General features: G+C 73.9%; 12 protein-coding genes. 7 read left to right on the top strand and 5 right to left on the bottom strand.

All coding sequences use genetic code 11. The annotated features are described in order from the left end of the window. The first annotated feature begins 60 nt into the window (after positions 1-60). Positions 61-1212 (top strand): polyprenyl synthetase family protein, encoded by a 1152-nt coding sequence (locus tag ACH9EU_RS11960; RefSeq protein ID WP_396414066.1) that lies wholly within the window; start codon positions 61-63, stop codon positions 1210-1212. Between the two features lie 45 nt (positions 1213-1257). Here the strand turns inward: ACH9EU_RS11960 and ACH9EU_RS11965 are convergent, their stop codons facing one another. After that, entirely contained in the window at positions 1258-1644 is a 387-nt protein-coding gene (locus ACH9EU_RS11965; RefSeq protein WP_396414065.1) for an Rv2175c family DNA-binding protein, read from the bottom strand. A 119-nt stretch (positions 1645-1763) separates the two neighbouring features. Between ACH9EU_RS11965 and ACH9EU_RS11970 the strand changes: the two genes are divergently transcribed. Together ACH9EU_RS11970 and ACH9EU_RS11975 are read left to right on the top strand one after the other, a co-directional pair. Next, positions 1764-2975, top strand: coding sequence for a LysM peptidoglycan-binding domain-containing protein (locus ACH9EU_RS11970; RefSeq protein ID WP_396414064.1), 1212 nt, complete (start codon positions 1764-1766; stop codon positions 2973-2975). Positions 2976-3020: 45 nt separating this feature from the next. Then, positions 3021-4214: a protein kinase domain-containing protein gene (locus ACH9EU_RS11975; RefSeq protein ID WP_396414063.1), complete on the top strand. Its 1194-nt coding sequence runs from the start codon at positions 3021-3023 to the stop codon at positions 4212-4214. Positions 4215-4300: 86 nt separating this feature from the next. Here the strand turns inward: ACH9EU_RS11975 and ACH9EU_RS11980 are convergent, their stop codons facing one another. Both ACH9EU_RS11980 and ACH9EU_RS11985 read right to left on the bottom strand, forming a co-directional pair. Next, complete coding sequence (locus tag ACH9EU_RS11980; RefSeq protein ID WP_396414062.1) at positions 4301-5692, bottom strand: class II 3-deoxy-7-phosphoheptulonate synthase; 1392 nt, start codon at positions 5690-5692, stop codon at positions 4301-4303. A gap of 42 nt (positions 5693-5734) precedes the next feature. Further along, entirely contained in the window at positions 5735-6586 is an 852-nt protein-coding gene (locus tag ACH9EU_RS11985; protein WP_396414061.1) for a 1-acyl-sn-glycerol-3-phosphate acyltransferase, read from the bottom strand. Between the two features lie 146 nt (positions 6587-6732). Between ACH9EU_RS11985 and ACH9EU_RS11990 the strand changes: the two genes are divergently transcribed. The 3 genes from ACH9EU_RS11990 (at position 6733) to ACH9EU_RS12000 (ending at position 10023) form a co-directional block, all read left to right on the top strand. Then, positions 6733-7551 (top strand): alpha/beta fold hydrolase, encoded by an 819-nt coding sequence (locus ACH9EU_RS11990; RefSeq protein WP_396414060.1) that lies wholly within the window; start codon positions 6733-6735, stop codon positions 7549-7551. Beyond that, positions 7548-7973: a hypothetical protein gene (locus tag ACH9EU_RS11995; RefSeq protein WP_396414059.1), complete on the top strand. Its 426-nt coding sequence runs from the start codon at positions 7548-7550 to the stop codon at positions 7971-7973. The genes ACH9EU_RS11990 and ACH9EU_RS11995 overlap by 4 nt, the downstream gene beginning before the upstream one ends. A 145-nt stretch (positions 7974-8118) precedes the next feature. Continuing rightward, a complete protein-coding gene (locus tag ACH9EU_RS12000) occupies positions 8119-10023 on the top strand; it encodes an AMP-binding protein (RefSeq protein ID WP_396414058.1) in 1905 nt (634 codons plus the stop codon). A 12-nt stretch (positions 10024-10035) separates the two neighbouring features. Here ACH9EU_RS12000 and ACH9EU_RS12005 read toward each other — a convergent pair whose 3' ends face one another. After that, entirely contained in the window at positions 10036-11493 is a 1458-nt protein-coding gene (locus ACH9EU_RS12005) for a mycothione reductase (RefSeq protein ID WP_396414057.1), read from the bottom strand. 81 nt (positions 11494-11574) lie between these two features. Here ACH9EU_RS12005 and ACH9EU_RS12010 point away from each other — a divergent pair, with 81 nt between their 5' ends. Beyond that, a complete protein-coding gene (locus tag ACH9EU_RS12010; RefSeq protein WP_396414056.1) occupies positions 11575-12939 on the top strand; it encodes a phenylacetate--CoA ligase family protein in 1365 nt (454 codons plus the stop codon). A gap of 73 nt (positions 12940-13012) precedes the next feature. Here the strand turns inward: ACH9EU_RS12010 and ACH9EU_RS12015 are convergent, their stop codons facing one another. Further along, positions 13013-16465, bottom strand: a complete 3453-nt coding sequence (locus ACH9EU_RS12015) for a pyruvate carboxylase (protein ID WP_396414055.1) — start codon at positions 16463-16465, stop codon at positions 13013-13015. Positions 16466-16500 lie beyond the last annotated feature (35 nt).

Raw genomic sequence — 16500 nt, forward strand, 5'->3', positions numbered from 1 at the left:
GAGACGGCGGGGCCGGCCAGGTCCACCCGCCACCGCCTTCGAGACCGAGGTCGTCCGCCCATGACCCCCGCACCGCCACCGCACCGCCCCGGGGCGCCCGCCGGCACCGCGCCGAGCTCGGCCCCCGAGGACGCCTTCCGCGCCGAGGACGAGCTCTTCGTCCGCCGGCTGCACGCCGAGCTGGAGGTCTTCTTCGATGGTCAGCGGGAGCTCCTCTCCGGCATCTCGGCGGACACCCTTCCCCTGCTCGACGCCGTGGCCGAGCTCTCCGCGGGCGGCAAGCGAATGCGCGCGCGGCTGTGCTACTGGGGCTGGCGCGCCGCCGGAGGCGACCCCGAGGATCCGACGGCGGTCCGGGCGGGAGCGGCTCTCGAGCTCTTCCAGTCGGCAGCGCTGATCCACGACGACGTCATCGACCGCTCCGACACCCGCCGGGGCGCCCCCAGCGTCCACCGCCGCTTCGAGCACCTGCACGCCGCCCGGGGCTGGAGCCTCGACGGACCGGCCTTCGGCGTGGCCTCAGCGATCCTCTCGGGCGACCTGTGCCTGTCCTGGAGCGAGGCGCTGTTCGCCCGGGCCGCCTCGGCGGCGCCCGGGGCCGAACGCGCCCGGACGGTGTTCGACCTCATGCGCTCCGAGGTCATGGTCGGGCAGTACCTGGACGTGCACGGCGAGGTGGCCGGGGCGGGCCGGGACCGGGAGGGCGCCGTCCGGCGCGCCCTGGACGTGATCCGGTACAAGTCGGCCAAGTACTCCGTGGAGCACCCCGTGGTGCTCGGCGCCGCATTGGCCGGCGCGGCCGATCGCGACCTCGAGCGGTGCTCCGCGTTCGCGCTCCCCCTCGGCGAGGCCTTCCAGCTGCGCGACGACGTCCTGGGGGTCTTCGGCGACCCCGCCACGACGGGCAAGCCGGCGGGTGACGACCTGCGCGAGGGCAAGCGCACGGTGCTCGTCGGCTTCGTGCACCGGCTGGCCGGGGCGGACGACGCCGCCCGGCTCGAGGCGGCCCTGGGCCGGCCCGACCTCGACGAGGACGAGGTGGCCGGGCTCCGCGAGATCATCACGGACTGCGGCGCCCTGCGCTCCACCGAGGAGCTCATCGACTCCCTCAGCCGGGAGGCCTTCGCGGCCCTCGAGCGGGTCGCGGCCGAACCCGTGCCGATGGCCGCACTGCGGGCGCTCGCCGCGGCGGCGGTCCGGCGCTCCTCCTGAGCACCGGTGGCGCACCCGGGCGCGCCACCGGTGCTCAGCGGCCGGTCACCAGGCCAGCGCCTGCGCCCGTCGCCGGATCTCCGTCTTCCGCCCGTCCCGCAGCGCGTCCACCGGCCGGCCCGGCAGGGACTCGTCCGCCGTGAACAGCCACGTGATCGCCTCCACGTCCGAGAAGCCCGAGTCCCGCAGCACCGCCACCGTGCCCTTCAGCGAGTCGAGCACGGTGTGGCCGAGCAGGAACGCGGCGGGCACGCGGCGGACGTTGTCGTGGGGGCTGCGCACCGCGAGGAGGGCGCCCTCGTCGACGAGGCCGTGGACGCGGGTGACCACGACGCCCAGACGCTCGGCGACGTCGGGAAGGGGCAACCACTCCTGGACGAGCCCGTCCAGTCGGTCGAACTCCTCGGTGCTGATTCCGGATGTGTTCTTCACGCCCCCAGCGTGCCACGACCTCGGGTGACCGTGCCACGCGGGCACGCCACGGTATGCTCGACGGGCGGAGACCGCTGAGACCTCCGCGCCTTCCCCGATCAGCGTCAGAGAGTCCCTCCATGCCGTTCCCCCCAGACCACGACACGACCGATCCCGACGACGCGGCGCACAGCACCTCCTCCCCCCGCACGGACGGCCCGTCCGCGCCCGCCGGCTCCCCGGAGGAGCGATCCGCAGGCTGGGCCCGCCTGGCCCGCACGGGCTCCGCCGCGACCGCCGTCGCGGCGCTCGCCGCCATCGGCGGCGGGTCCATGGCCCAGGCCGCTCCCCCGCAGACCCCCCAGGTGGCCTCGGCGCCCGTGCTGATCGGCCAGCAGGGGCCCGAGGTCCCCGAGCACACCGTGTCGCGCGGCGACTCCCTGTGGGCGATCGCCCAGCGCCACGGCGTCGAGGTCGCCGACCTCATGCGCTGGAACGACCTCTCCGGGGCCGCGGTGCTGCACCCGGACCAGAAGCTGCGTCTGGCGGGGGCCGAGAAGACAGAGCGCCCCGGGGAGGCACCGGCCCCCGAGGAGCCGGGGCCCGCCCCGGAGCCCGCCCCGGAGGACTACGTCGTGCGGCCCGGGGACTCGCTGTGGAGCATCGCCCAGGCGCACGAGGTGTCCGTCCAGGAACTGCTGGAGGCCAACGACCTCACGGTCGGCTCCCTGCTGCGACCGGGCCAGGAGCTCGCCGTGGGGGGCCCCACGCTGCGGCCGGCCTCGGCAGCGGAGCCCGAGCCGGTGCCCGAGCCGGCCGCCCCGCCCGAGCCCGAGCCCGCAACGGAACCCCGCCCGGAGCGAGCGGTCGGCGACACGTTCCTGGGACGCACCTACGAGGACGCCGTGGTGGATTCCGCCAACCGCCACCACGCGGAGCTGGCGTCCCGCCCGGTCCCGTCCCGTGAGCAGATGCGGCAGATGGTCCGCGACACGGCCGAGCGGATGGGCGTGGATCCGGCCCTGGCCCTGGCCCACGCCCACCAGGAGTCGGGATTCGACCACCGGGCCGTCTCACCCGCCGACGCCGTGGGCACGATGCAGGTCATCCCCGACGCGGGGGCCTGGGCCTCCGCCATGGTGGGCCGCGAGCTGGACCTGATCGACCCCCAGGACAACGTCACGGCCGGGGTGGCGATCATCGGCCGGCTGGCGCGGTCCGCGGAGAACACCGACGAGGCCATCGCCGCGTACTACCAGGGCCTGCACGGGGTCCAGAAGTACGGCATGTACGAGGACACGAAGCGGTACGTCAAGAAGGTCAAGGCGCACCGCGAGTCCTTCTCCCGGTGAGGCGCGGCCCAGCGATCGCCCAGCACCGGGCCGTAGGCTGACGCCGTGCAGCACGCGCTCCCCGACCACCTGACCGGCACCCTGCTCGAGGGCCGCTACGAGCTCGGCCCGCGCATCGCCCGCGGGGGAACGGCGGCCGTGTACCGCGCCGAGGACACCCGGCTCCAGCGCGTGGTGGCCGTCAAGCTCATGCACCCGCACCTGGCCGAGGACCCGGCCGCCGCGGAGCGCTTCGTGCGGGAGGCCCGGGCCGCCGCCCGGCTGTCCCACCCCCATGTCGTCTCGGTGCTCGACCAGGGCCACGCGCCCGACGGGGTGCCGTACCTCGTCATGGAGCACGTGCACGGAGTCACGCTGCGCGACCGTCTGCGCCGCCGAGGCAGGCTCACCCCCCGGGAGGCGCTCCAGATCATGGAGCCGGTCCTGGACGGGCTGGCCGCGGCCCACCGCGCGGGGCTCGTCCACCGCGACGTCAAACCGGAGAACGTGCTGATCGCCGACACGGGCCGGGTGACGGTGGCGGACTTCGGTCTCACGCGCGCGGTCGACCAGCACACCGCCACCGGCACCGTGCTGGGCACCGTGGCCTACGCCGCCCCGGAGCTCGTGACCGGCCGGCCCGTGGACACCCGCGCGGACGTCTACTCGACCGGGATCGTGCTCTTCGAGCTGCTCACGGGACGCCGGCCCTTCACCGGCTCACCCGTGGCCGTGGCGCGGGCCCACGCCGAGGGCCGCGTCCCCGACCTCCGCTCCCTGGACCCCGGGGCACCGGCCGGGCTCGCGCGCCTCGTCGCCCGGGCCACGGCTCGGGAGCCCGAGCGGCGACCCGCGGACGCCGCACGGATGCTCGAGGAACTGCGCGCGGTGCGCGCGGGGATGCGCCCGGCGGAGCTCGACCGGCTCCACGGGGAGCACGGCCCGCCCACCGCCGCGCACCGACCGGCGGCGACGGAGGGCCTCCGGCCGGGCACGGCGCCGGGCGCCGCCGCGACGGAGGCACTGCGCCCGGACGCGACGCGCCCGCTCGCCGCGGACCCGGGCCGGCCCGGGGACCACCGGAGGACCGGCGCCCCTCGTGCAGCCCGACGCCCCGGCGGGTCCTCGGACCCCTGGCGGCCCCAGGTCGAGCTGCGTCCCGTCCGCCCGCTGCGCGCGGCCGTGACCGCGGCCCTCGGTGGGCTGGCCGTGGGGGCCTCGGCCTTCCTGGGCTGGCTCATCGGCACCGGACCGGGCTGACCGGGGAGGGCTGACCGGACCGGCCGAGCAGGACCGACCGGGACGTGCGGGCGGCCCCCGAAGAACCTCCCGCAGGGCTCCGGCGCTCAGCGGCGGGAGAGGTACCCCGCCACGAGGAACGCGATCTCCAGCGACTGCATGTGGTTGAGCCGCGGGTCGCACAGGGACTCGTAGCGGTCCACGAAGGACGCCTCGTCCACGGGGTCGGACCCGCCGAGGCACTCGGCCACGTCGTCACCGGTCATCTCCACGTGGATGCCCCCGGGGAAGGAGCCGATGGCCTCGTGCACCTCGAAGAAGCCGCGCACCTCGTCCACCACGTCGTCGAAGTTGCGGGTCTTGTACCCGGAGGGCAGGGACACGGTGTTGCCGTGCATCGGGTCGGTGACCCACACGACCTTCGCGCCCGAGCGCTCGACGGCCTCGACCAGGGGCGGCAGCTTCTCACGGATGTTCTTGGCGCCCATTCGCGTGATGAAGGTGAGCCGGCCGGGCTCCCGCTCCGGGTCCAGCTTGTCGATGAGGGCCAGGGCGTCGTCGCCGGTGGTCTTCGGCCCGAGCTTGACGCCGATCGGGTTGCGCAGCCGGGAGAGCAGGTCCACGTGGGCGCCGTCGAGCTCACGGGTGCGCTCACCGATCCACAGGAAGTGCCCCGAGGTGCCGTACGGCAAGTGGGTGCGGGAGTCGATCCGGCTGAGGGCCCGCTCGTAGTCCAGCAGCAGGGCCTCGTGACCGGCGTAGAACTCCGTGGTGCGCAGGGCGTCGAAGTCGGCGCCGCACGCGTCCATGAACTTCACGGCACGGTCGATCTCCCGCGCCAGGGACTCGTAGCGGGCGTGCGCCGGGTTCGTGGTGAAGCCCATGTTCCACGCGTGCACGAGTCGCAGGTCGGCGAAGCCGCCCGTGGTGAAGGCCCGGATGAGGTTCAGCGTGGAGGCGGAGGTGTGGTAGCCGCGCACCATGCGCCGGGGGTCGTGCGTCCGGGACTCCTCCGTGAAGTCGAACCCGTTGACCATCTCGCCGCGGAAGCTCGGCAGGGTCACGCCGTCGCGCGTCTCGTCGTTGGACGAGCGCGGCTTCGAGAACTGTCCCGCCATCCGGCCCATCTTCACGACCGGCATCGAGGCCCCGTAGGTGAGGACCACGGCCATCTGCAGGAGCGTCTTCACGCGGGCGCTGATCCGGTCGGCCGTGGCCCCCTCGAAGGTCTCGGCGCAGTCGCCGCCCTGCAGGAAGAAGGCCTGGCCGTTGGCGACCTCCCCCAGCCGGGAGCGCAGCTGGTCGACCTCCCCCGCGAAGACGAGCGGGGGGACCGCGTTGAGCTCGGCGATCGAGGACGTGAAGGCCGGGTGGTCGCGCCAGGTGGGCTGCTGGTCGGCGGCCAGGTCGCGCCAGTCGTCCAGCCCCGGGTAGTCGGCCGCGGAGGGCACGGGCGAGCCCAGGTTGCGGAGGCTGTCGGGAACGGTGTAGTCGAGCATGGTGTCTTCCTGTGTCTCGTCCGGGTCGGGCCGGGCGGGGATTCAGCGTGCGGTGGGACGCTTCTCGTCGTCGGAGGCGGGCTCCGGACGATCGCGGTGGGTGATGGCGTCCGCGGCGTTCTTCGCGGACTGCGCGGCGGTGCGCGCCTTGTCCTTGGCGCTGCCGACCATCTCGGCGGCGGCCTGCCTGGCCTCCTGGCGCTTCTGCTCGGCGAGGCGCTTCTTGTGGTCACCGGCGTAGACGTCCACGGACACCTGTCCGGACAGGGCCTGGATGGCCCGCATGATCTCGTCGGTCACCTCGCGCAGCAGCGCGTGCTCGCCCTGCCGGCCCCGGTAGCCGGAGAAGTCCAGCGGCTCGCCGAAGATGGTGGTCACCCGCGCCTTCCGGCGCGGCAGAGGCATCCGGGAGCCGACGGGCTGGACCTTGTCCGTGCCGACCATGGCGATCGGCACCACGGGCGCCCCCGTCTCCAGCGCCAGCCGGGCCACGCCGATCTTGCCCTTGTACAGGCGTCCGTCCGGGGAGCGGGTGCCCTCCGGATAGATCCCGAGCAGCTCTCCCTCCGCGAGCTTCTGCCCGCCGTTGCTGAGGGACGTCGCGCTCGCCCGGCCACCGGAGCGGTCCATCGGGATCTGGTTGATCGCACGGAAGAAGGCCCCCACGACCCGGCCCTTGATCCCGGGGCCGGTGAAGTAGTCGGACTTCGCCAGGAAGAACACCTGGCGCGGCACGGCGACGGGCATGAACACCGAGTCGGAGACCGAGAGGTGGTTGCTCGCCAGGATGGCGGGTCCCTCGGTGGGCACGTGCTCCAAGCCGCGGACCTCGGGACGGAAGGCCACGTTGACCAGCGGGCCGACGACGTAGCGCTTCAGGAACATGTAGACCATGTGGGAGAGGACTCCTTCGTGGTGATCGGGGTGTCGCGTGGGTCCGTGGCGCTCGGACCGGATCCGGCCTCCGGTATTCTCTCACGTCCGCGCGCCGGGCGGGGCCAGGGGCACCGCCCGGCGGTCCCTCCTGACATCATGGACCCATGACTCCGCCGGACGAGGCCCGCCTCCAGCCCTCCCCCGCCGACCCGTTCCGCTTCCCCGCCGAGGGGGCGGCCGGGGTGCTCGTGCTGCACGGGTTCACGGGCGTCCCGTTCAGCGTCCTCCCGTGGGGCCGGGCCCTGCACCGTACCGGAGCGGAGGTCGTCGGCCCCCTCCTGCCGGGGCACGGCACACGGTGGCAGGAGCTCGCGGACGTGCGGTGGGAGCAGTGGCGCGACCACGCCGCGGAGCACCTGCGGTCCCTCCGCGAGCGGCACGACGTCGTCGTGGTGTGCGGGCTCTCGATGGGCGGCACGCTGGCCCTGCACCTCGCGGCGAGAGAGCCCGTCGACGGGGTCGTGGCGGTGAACCCCGCCCTGTCCTTGGTGAGCCGCGCGGCACCCCTGGCACCCGCCCTGCGCCACGCCGTGGCCTCCGTGGACGCCGTCGCGGACGACATCAGCGTGCCCGGGGTGACCGAGCACGCCTATCCGCGCACACCGGTGGCGGGAGTCGCCCAGCTCGGCCGGCTCATGTCCCGCACCCGCCGGATGCTGCCCTCCGTCACGGCGCCCGTCCTGGTGCTGCGCTCGCGGCACGACCACGTGGTCTCCGAGGCCTCGACGCGGCACGTGCTGCGCCACGCGGGCGGTCCCGTGGAGCTCGTCCGGCTCACCGAGAGCTTCCACGTGGCCACCCTCGACCGCGAGGCCGACGTCGTCCACGCCCGGTCGGTGCGGTTCCTCGGCGACCTCGTCGGCGGGCGCGACCCCGTGACCGCGCTGGCCCCCGACGGCGAGCCCCGGGGAGCGGGCCGGTGACCGGGCGGCCGGGCGGGCCCGCGCCCGGGCCCGAGGAAGAGTGGGCCCGGATCGTGGCCGGACTCGAGGACGTCCGCCGAGCCGGGGACCGCCACCTTCCCGGCCCCCGCGACTGGTCCCCCGAGGAGGCGCCCCTCCCGGAGTCCGCCGTCCCGGAGTCCGCGGCCGGGACGGCCGACGACGACGCGCCCTACTCACCCGACCCGGGGCCCGTCACACAGGGCCTGAGCGGCGTGGCCCTGCTGGCCTGGACGGTCCTGATCGGGGTGCCCGTGCTGCTCGTGGTCCTGGCGCTGCTGCCGGGGTCCCTCCCGTGGTGGGCGGTGGTCACCGGCCTCGTGGCGGTGGTCGTCGCGATCGGCGTCCTGCTGCGCCGGCTTCCCGAGGAGCGCGACGACCTCGACGACGGCGCCCGCGTGTGACGGCGTGTGCGTGAGCGAACTCACTAGACTGGGACCGTCGGCACACCCGAGCCGATCCGCTCACGCCGTTCCTCCGGACCCGGCCCGCCCGCCCGACCCGAACCACCCGTTCCGACCCGCCGATCACGACCTGAGGAGAACCACCATGCGCCACGTCGCCACCGAAGCCCTCGTGGACCCGCCCGTGCACCGCAGCATCACGGACTTCCTCGTGGCGCAGGCGGAGCGCGACGGCGACCCGCACCTCTACACCGTGCTCTCCGCCGACGCGGCGCCTCGTGAGGTGCACGCCCGGGAGTTCCACGCCGCCGTGCGGGGCGTGGCCAAGGGCCTGGTCGCCGCCGGCATCGAGCCCGGGGACCGGGTCGGCATCCTCAGCCGCACCCGGTACGAGTGGACGCTGGTGGACCTCGCGATCTGGTACGCCGGAGCAGTGCCGGTCCCCGTCTACGACTCCTCCTCGGCCCAGCAGATCTCCTGGATCATGGGCGACTCCGACGCGCGGGCCGTGTTCGTCGAGACGGAGGCCCTCGAGAACGCGGTGCTGGCGGCCGCCGAGGAGTCCGCCTTCCGCGCCTCCGAGCGGATCTGGCGCCTGGACGGGACGGGCACGAGCCTCGACGACCTCACCCGCTCCGGGGCGGAGGTCTCCGACGAGGAGCTCGAGGCGCGCCGGACGTCCCGCGGGCTCGACGACATCGCCACCATCATCTACACCTCCGGGACCACCGGCGCGCCGAAGGGGTGCGAGCTGACCCACGGCAACTTCGTGCGGCTCAGCGAGAACACCGCCCTGGTCGTCTCGGACATCGTCCACCCCGGAGCCCGGACGCTGATGTTCCTGCCCCTGGCCCACGTCTTCGCCCGCTTCGTGGAGGTCATCGCCCTCTACACGGGGACCGCCCTCGCCCACACCCCGGACGTGAAGAACCTCATGGCGGACCTCGCGTCCTTCCGGCCGACCTTCATCCTGGCCGTGCCGAGGGTGTTCGAGAAGATCTACCAGAGCGCACGGCTCAAGGCCGAGAAGGGCGGCAAGGTCAAGACGCTGATCTTCTCGCGCGCGACGGCCACGGCCGTGGCCTACTCGACCGCGCGCCAGGCCGGGCCCGTGCCGCCGCTGCTGCGCGCCCGGCACGCCCTCTTCGACCACCTCGTCTACTCGAAGCTGCGGGCGGCGATGGGCGGAGAGGTCACGCACGCGGTCTCGGGCGGCGCCGCCCTCGGCACGCGCCTGGGCCACTTCTTCAACGGCATCGGCGTCTACGTCGTCGAGGGCTACGGGCTCACGGAGACCACGGCCCCGATCTCCGTGAACACGCCGGAGGTCGGCAAGATCGGCACCGTGGGCCGGGTCCTGCCGGGCAACGAGATCCGGATCGCCGACGACGGCGAGGTCCTCGTCCGCGGCGCCCACGTGATGCGGAGCTACCACGGCCGCGAGGACCTCACGGCGGAGGCCTTCGAGGACGGCTGGTTCCGCACCGGCGACCTCGGCACGCTGGACGAGGACGGGGCGCTGAGCATCACCGGCCGCAAGAAGGAGATCATCGTCACCGCAGGCGGCAAGAACGTGGTGCCCAATGTGCTCGAGGACCCCATCCGCGCCTCCGCGCTGGTCTCACAGGTGATGGTCGTCGGCGACGACCGGCCGTTCGTCGCCGCGCTGATCACCCTGGACCAGGACGTCCTGCCGGCCCGGCTGGAGCTGATGGGCCTCGACCCGTCGATGCCCATCGCCGAGGCCGCGCGGCACCCGAAGGTCGTGGAGCACGTCCAGGAGATCGTGGCGCACGCCAACCGCGCGGTCTCCCGGGCGGAGGGCATCCGCGCCTTCGAGATCCTCGACGTCGACTGGACGGAGGCCTCGGGCCACCTGACCCCCTCCATGAAGATCAAGCGCGCCAGGATCGCCCAGGACTTCGCGGAGACGATCGAGGAGATCTACTCGCGGCCGGCGCCCGCCGAGGCGCCGGTGTCCAGCACCGCGGCGGAACGGCTCAGGGGGAAGCTCTCCTCCGCCCACCTGCCCGGCCGCGGCGAGGGCTGAGCACGCCCCGCGTCACCGTCCCCTGACGAGCTCGTGCGGGGGCAGGGGGGTGTGCTCGGGCACGTCGAGGCCCAGCAGGGCGTTCTCCACGACCTCGCTGAGGGCCGGATGGATCCAGTACTGGCCGCGGGCCATCGCATGGGCGTCGACGCCGAAGGACATGGCCTGGACCAGGGGCTGGATCAGCAGGGAGGCCTCCTCCCCGATCAGGTGGGCGCCCAGCAGCCGGCCCGTGCCCTTCTCCGCGACGATCTTGCACAGCCCGGTGTGGTCCTCCATGGCCCAGCCGTAGGCCGTCGCCCCGTAGTCCTGGACCTTGACGGTGATCTCCGTGCCGTTCTCGACGGCCCAGTCCTCGGCCTCGGCCTGGGTCATGCCCACGGAGGCGATCTGCGGGCTCGTGAACACGGCGGAGGGCACGAACCGGTGGTCGGTGGCACGCAGGTCCTCGGGGTGCAGCAGGTTGTGCTGGACCGTCCTGGCCTCCGCGTTGGCGACGTGCTTGAGCTGGTACGGCGAGCAGATGTCGCCGAGCGCCCACACGCCCTCGACCGGTTCCCCGCCGTGGAGGGCGTGCTGGAACTCGTCGACGGCCAGCAGACCGTCCTCGCGCACGTCCAGCCCGCCCGCCCGGGCGTCCAGCACGTCCGTGTTGGGCTGCCGTCCGGTGGCCACGAGCACCACGTCGGCGGGCAGGCGCATGGTCAGCTCGGGGTCCTCCGGGTCGTGGAAGGTGACCGTCACCGCGGAGCCGTCACCGGCCGACTCCTCGACCCCGGCCAGCGACCAGCCCGCCTCGAGCTTCCACTGCCGTGAGGCCTCGCGGGCGAAGCGTTGGGCGATCTCCGGATCGTGGTATCGCAGGATGCGGTGGGACCTGTTCACCTGGGTGACCCGGGAGCCGAGGCTCGAGAACATGTGGGCGAACTCCGCGCCGATGTAGCCGCCGCCGACGACGACCACGCGCCGGGGGAGCTCGTCGATGCGCATGACCGTGTCCGAGGTGTGGACCTGGGGCAGGTCGATGCCGGGGACGTCGGGGACGACCGGCCGCGACCCTGCCGCCACGACGATCTGCCGCGAGGTCAGCTCATGACCGGAGGCCGTGCGCAGGGTCCGCGGGCCGGTGAAGCGCACCCGCTCCTCGACGACCGTCACGTTCGGCAGGGTCCGGCGGTACTCCAGCCCGCCGTGGGAGATGGCGTCGATCCGCCCGAAGATCCGGTCGCGCATCTCGCGCCAGCGCACGTCCCGGACCTCGGCCCGCACGCCGAGGCGGTCCGCCTCGACCGCGTGCCGGGCGAGGGTGGCGGGGTACACGTACATCTTCGTGGGGATGCAGCCCACGTTGAGGCAGACCCCGCCGAAGGTCCCGCCGTCCACGATGGCCACGTCCAGGCCGTCGAAGTCCTCGGTGAGGATCGAGTTCCCGGAGCCCGAGCCGATGATGATGAGATCGAATTCGCGCATGGCGCCCATCCTATGCGGGCCTCGTGCGGTCGCCCGGCCGGCCCTACGCTGATCCCACGGCACGAGGACGGAGGCCCCGGGATGCTGGGCGTGGCGGCGGACGCGTGGTGGGTCGAGCACGCCGGGCCGGAGGCGGTCGCCCGCCGACAGCGGGCCCGCCTGGCGGCTCTCGTCCGGCACGCCCGCCACGCGTCGCCCTACTACCGGCGGCTCTACCACGGACTGCCCGCGGAGGTGACGGATCCTCGGGTGCTGCCGCCGGTCGACCGGCCGGGACTCATGGCCCGGTTCGACGAGTGGGTGACCGACCCGCGGCTCACCCTGGAGGCCCTGCACCGCGACGTGCTGGACGGCCCGTCGCCCGTCGGCGCCCGGTACCTCGGCGGCTACCACGTGATCACCACGTCGGGGACCAGCGGAGAGCCCGCGGTCCTCGTCCACGACCGGGCGTCCTGGGCCGCGGCCGCGGCCGTGCTGCGCGTCCGGGCCCGGCGCACGGCCCTGCGTCCCGAGGTGCTGGGGCCGGTGCTGCGCCACGGCCTGCGCACCGCCGTGCTGGTGGCCACGGGCGGGCACTTCGCCGCGGTGACCGTGGCCGAGGACCTGCGCCGGCGCAGCCGTGCGCAGGCCCGGCGGCTGCGGGTGGTGTCGGTCCTGCGCCCGCTCCCGGAGATCGTCGCGGAGCTGGAGGAGTTCCGGCCCACGGTCCTGGTGGGCTACCCGAGCGTCCTCCGGCTCCTGGCCGGGGAGCGGCGCGCCGGGCGGCTGGGGGTCGACCCCGCGCTGGTCGCCGTCGGGGGCGAGACGCTCACCCCGGCGGCCCGCAGGGCGATCTCCGGCTCGTTCGGCTGTCCGGTGCTCGACGAGTACGCGGCCTCGGAGGTCCCCGCCCTGGCCGTGGAGTGCCCCCGCGCGGCCCTCCACGTCAACGCCGACCGCTATCTCTTCGAGCCCGTCGACGAACGGCTGCGGCCGGTGCCCCCGGGCACCGTGTCCGCCACCGCCCTCGTGACCAACCTCGACAACCGGGTCCAGCCCCTCCTGCGCTACGACCTCGGCGACAGCGCCGTGCTGGCGGCCGGGCCGTGCCCCTGCGGCAGTCCCCTGCCGGTGGTTCGGGTGGAGGGGCGCAGCGGCGCCGTCCTCCGGCTCCGGGCCGGGGCCGGGCCGACCGTGGAGGTGCCTCCCCTGGCGCTCGGCACGGTGATCGGGGAGACGCCGGGGGTGCGCCGGTTCCAGGCGGTGGGCACGGGACCCGAGACGCTGACCGTGCACCTGGAGCCCGACCCCGGTGCCGACCTCGTGCTCATCCGCTCGGCCGCCGAGGCTCGGCTGCGGGCGTTCCTGGACGCCCGCGGGCTGGTCACGGTCGCCGTCCGGCACTCCCCCGATCCGCCCCGTCCGGACCCGCGCAGCGGGAAGTTCCGGGAGGTCTGGTCGCGGTGACGCCGTCCCGGGACCGGCCGGAGGGCCCGGGCTCCGCGCGGTCCGGGCCCTGAGGGCCCGGACCGGCGGGCGGTCAGTCGGTGGGGTCCAGGACGAGGAGGAGGTCCCCTCCGGTGACCTGGGTGACGCCGGTGAGCGCGACGCGGGTGACGGTGCCCGCGGTGGGCGCGGTGATGGAGGCCTCCATCTTCATGGCCTCGATCGTGGCGACCTGGGCGCCGGGCTCGACGGTCTGGCCCTCGGTCGCGGTGACGGTGACCGCCCCGGCGAAGGGCGCGGCGACGTGGCCGGGGTCGGTGGGGTCGGCCTTCTCGGTCTCGGGCACCGCCGAGGCCACGGAGGTGTCGCGGACCTCGATCATCCGGGGCTGTCCGTTGAGGGTCACCATGACGGTGCGCATGCCCTTGTCGTCGGCCTCCGAGATCGCCTGCAGGGTCACCAGCAGCCGCACGCCCTTGCCCAGGGAGATCACGTGCTCGTGCTCGGTGGTCAGCCCGTAGAGGAAGTCCCGGGTGTGCAGCAGGGCGAGGTCACCGTACTTGGCCCGGCTGGCCAGGAACTCCCGGGTGGGGCCTGGGAAGAGCAGCCGGTTGAGGGTGGCCCGGCGGGTCGCGGAGTCCTCGGCCAGGGCTCGGGCGTCCTCGGGGGCCAGCTCGGTGATCCCGACCTTCACGTTGCGCCCCTGAAGCGCCTTGGTCCGGAACGGCTCGGGCCACCCGCCCGGCGGGGTGCCCAGCTCCCCGGCGAGGAAGCTGATCACCGAATCCGGCAGGTCGAAGCGCTGGGGATCGGCCTCGAAGGCGGCCGGGTCCACGCCCATGCCCACCAGCTGCAGCGCGAGGTCGCCCACGACCTTCGAGGACGGGGTGACCTTCACCAGCCGGCCCAGCATGGCGTTGGCCGCGGTGTACATGTCCTCGATCGCCTCGAAGCGCTCGCCCAGGCCCAGCGCGATGGCCTGCTGGCGCAGGTTGGACAGCTGCCCGCCGGGGATCTCGTGCCGGTAGACCCGCCCGGTCGGGGCGGTGAGCCCGGACTCGAACGGGGAGTACATCCGGCGGATGACCTCCCAGTAGGGCTCCAGCGCCGAGATGGCCTCCAGGGGGATGCCGGTGTCGCGCTCGGTGTGCTCCAGGGCGGCCACCAGCGCCGAGGCCGAGACCTGGGAGGTGGTACCGGCCATGGAGGCGTCGGCGACGTCGACGGCGTCGACCCCGGCCTCGATCGCGGCCATCAGCGTGGCCAGCTGCCCGCCGGCGGTGTCGTGGGTGTGCAGGTGCACCGGCAGCGCGAAGCGCTCCCGCAGGGCCGACACCAGCCGCTTGGCCGCGGCCGGGCGCAGCAGCCCGGCCATGTCCTTGATCGCCAGGATGTGCGCCCCGGCCGCCACGCACTGGGCGGCCAGATCCAGGTAGTAGTCGAGGGTGTAGAGGTCCTCGTCCGGGTCGTTGAGGTCGCCCGTGTAGCACAGGACGACCTCGGCCACCGCCGTGCCCGTCTTGCGCACGGCCTCGATGGCCGGGGCCATCTGCTCCACGTCGTTGAGCGCGTCGAAGATCCGGAAGATGTCGACCCCGGTGGCCGCGGCCTCGGCGACGAACGCGTCCGTGACCTCCGTGGGGTAAGGGGTGTAGCCCACCGTGTTGCGCCCGCGCAGCAGCATCTGGATGGGGATGTTGGGCATCGCCTGGCGCAGCAGCGCCAGGCGCTCCCACGGGTCCTCGCCCAGGAAGCGCAGGGCCACGTCGTAGGTGGCCCCGCCCCAGGCCTCCACCGAGAACAGCTGCGGCAGGGTGTGCGCGTAGGCCGGAGCGGCCGCGAGCAGGTCGCGGGTGCGCACCCGGGTCGCGAGCAGGGACTGGTGGGCGTCGCGGAAGGTCGTGGACGTCACCGCCACCGCCGTCTGCTCCCGCAGCGCCGCCGCGAAGCCCTCCGGACCCTTCTCCTGGAGGACCTGGCGCCACCCCGGCGGCGGAGTGTGCTCGGAGGGGCCGTCGAACGGGGACCGCAGCGGCTCGTCCTGCTTGTCCCCGGGGTAGCGCGGCAGCTTCGTGCGCGGATCGATGCCCTCCACCCGCTCCCCGTTGGGCCGGTTCACCGTCACCTCGGCCAGCCAGGTCAGCGCCTTCGTGGCCCGGTCCCCCGAGGTGCGCGCCTCCAGCAGCTCCGGACGGCGCTCGATGAAGTCCGTGGCCACGTTCCCGGCCAGGAACTCCGGATCGGCCAGCACGGCCTGCAGGAACTGGATGTTGGTCGCGACCCCGCGGATCCGGAACTCCGCCAGGGCCCGCTGGGAGCGGTGCACGGCCGTGGCGTAGTCCCGGCCCCGGCAGATGAGCTTGACCAGCATGGAGTCGAAGTGGGGGGAGACCTCGGCACCGGCGTAGACCGTCCCGCCGTCCAGGCGCACCCCCGCCCCGCCGGCCGAGCGGTAGGCGGAGATGCGACCGACGTCGGGGCGGAAACCGTTGGCCGGGTCCTCCGTGGTGATCCGGCACTGCATCGCCGCCCCCCGCACGGTCAGCTCCCGCTGGCTGATGCCCAGGTCCGTCAGGGACTCCCCGGCGGCGATGCGCAACTGGGACTGGACGAGGTCCACGTCGGTGATCTCCTCGGTGACCGTGTGCTCGACCTGGATGCGGGGGTTCATCTCGATGAACACGTGCTGCCCGGCCCGCTCCCCGGCCGTGTCCACCAGGAACTCCACGGTGCCCGCGTTCACGTAGCCCAGCTCGCGCGCGAACTTCACCGCGTCGGCGTGCAGGGCCTGACGGATCCCCTCGTCGAGGTTCGGGGCCGGGGCGATCTCGATGACCTTCTGGTGGCGGCGCTGCACGGAGCAGTCCCGCTCGAAGAGATGGACGATGTTGCCCTCGGCATCGGCCAGGATCTGCACCTCGATGTGACGGGGACGCAGCACCGCCTGCTCCACGAACATCGTGGGATCCCCGAAGGCCGTGTCCGCCTCCCGCATCGCCGCCGCCAGCGCCTCGGGCAGCGCCTCGGGCGTCTCCACCCGCCGCATCCCGCGACCACCGCCGCCGGCGACGGCCTTGACGAAGACCGGGAAGCCGATGCGCTCGGCCTGGCCCAGCAGGTACTCCACGTCCGAGGAGGGGGCCGAGGAGTCCAGGGTGGGGATCCCCGCCCGCTGGGCCGCCTTCAGGGCCTCGACCTTGTTGCCGGCCAGCTCCAAGATCTCCGCGGCCGGGCCCACGAACGTGATCCCCGCCGCCTCCGCGGCACGGGCCAGGTCCGGGTTCTCGGAGAGGAACCCGTAGCCGGGATAGATCGCATCCGCCCCGGACTCCTTGGCCACCCGCACGATCTCCGCCACGTCGAGGTAGGCCCGCACCGGGTGACCCTCCTCACCGATCTGATAGGCCTCGTCCGCCTTCTGCCGGTGGATCGAGTGACGGTCCTCGTACGGGAACACCGCCACCGTCTTGGCCCCCAGCTCATAGGCCGAGCGGAACGCCCGGATCGCGATCTCCCCGCGATTGGCCACCAGGATCTTCTCGAACATCTACAACCGTCCCGCACCCGGTGCGCCTCGTGGAC

It is taken from the genome of Kocuria rhizosphaerae (assembly GCF_044462265.1).
Classification (GTDB): Bacteria; Actinomycetota; Actinomycetes; order Actinomycetales; family Micrococcaceae; genus Kocuria; species Kocuria rhizosphaerae.

What these genes read in the sequence shown, in the direction of transcription:
- ACH9EU_RS11960 (WP_396414066.1), top strand. Translation starts at nt 61, where the DNA reads ATGACCCCCGCACCGCCACCGCACCGCCCCGGGGCGCCCGCCGGCACC.
- ACH9EU_RS11970 (WP_396414064.1), top strand. Translation starts at nt 1,764, where the DNA reads ATGCCGTTCCCCCCAGACCACGACACGACCGATCCCGACGACGCGGCG.
- ACH9EU_RS11980 (WP_396414062.1), bottom strand. Translation starts at nt 5,692, where the DNA reads ATGCTCGACTACACCGTTCCCGACAGCCTCCGCAACCTGGGCTCGCCC.
- ACH9EU_RS11985 (WP_396414061.1), bottom strand. Translation starts at nt 6,586, where the DNA reads ATGGTCTACATGTTCCTGAAGCGCTACGTCGTCGGCCCGCTGGTCAAC.
- ACH9EU_RS11990 (WP_396414060.1), top strand. Translation starts at nt 6,733, where the DNA reads ATGACTCCGCCGGACGAGGCCCGCCTCCAGCCCTCCCCCGCCGACCCG.
- ACH9EU_RS12000 (WP_396414058.1), top strand. Translation starts at nt 8,119, where the DNA reads ATGCGCCACGTCGCCACCGAAGCCCTCGTGGACCCGCCCGTGCACCGC.
- ACH9EU_RS12005 (WP_396414057.1), bottom strand. Translation starts at nt 11,493, where the DNA reads ATGCGCGAATTCGATCTCATCATCATCGGCTCGGGCTCCGGGAACTCG.
- ACH9EU_RS12010 (WP_396414056.1), top strand. Translation starts at nt 11,575, where the DNA reads ATGCTGGGCGTGGCGGCGGACGCGTGGTGGGTCGAGCACGCCGGGCCG.
- ACH9EU_RS12015 (WP_396414055.1), bottom strand. Translation starts at nt 16,465, where the DNA reads ATGTTCGAGAAGATCCTGGTGGCCAATCGCGGGGAGATCGCGATCCGG.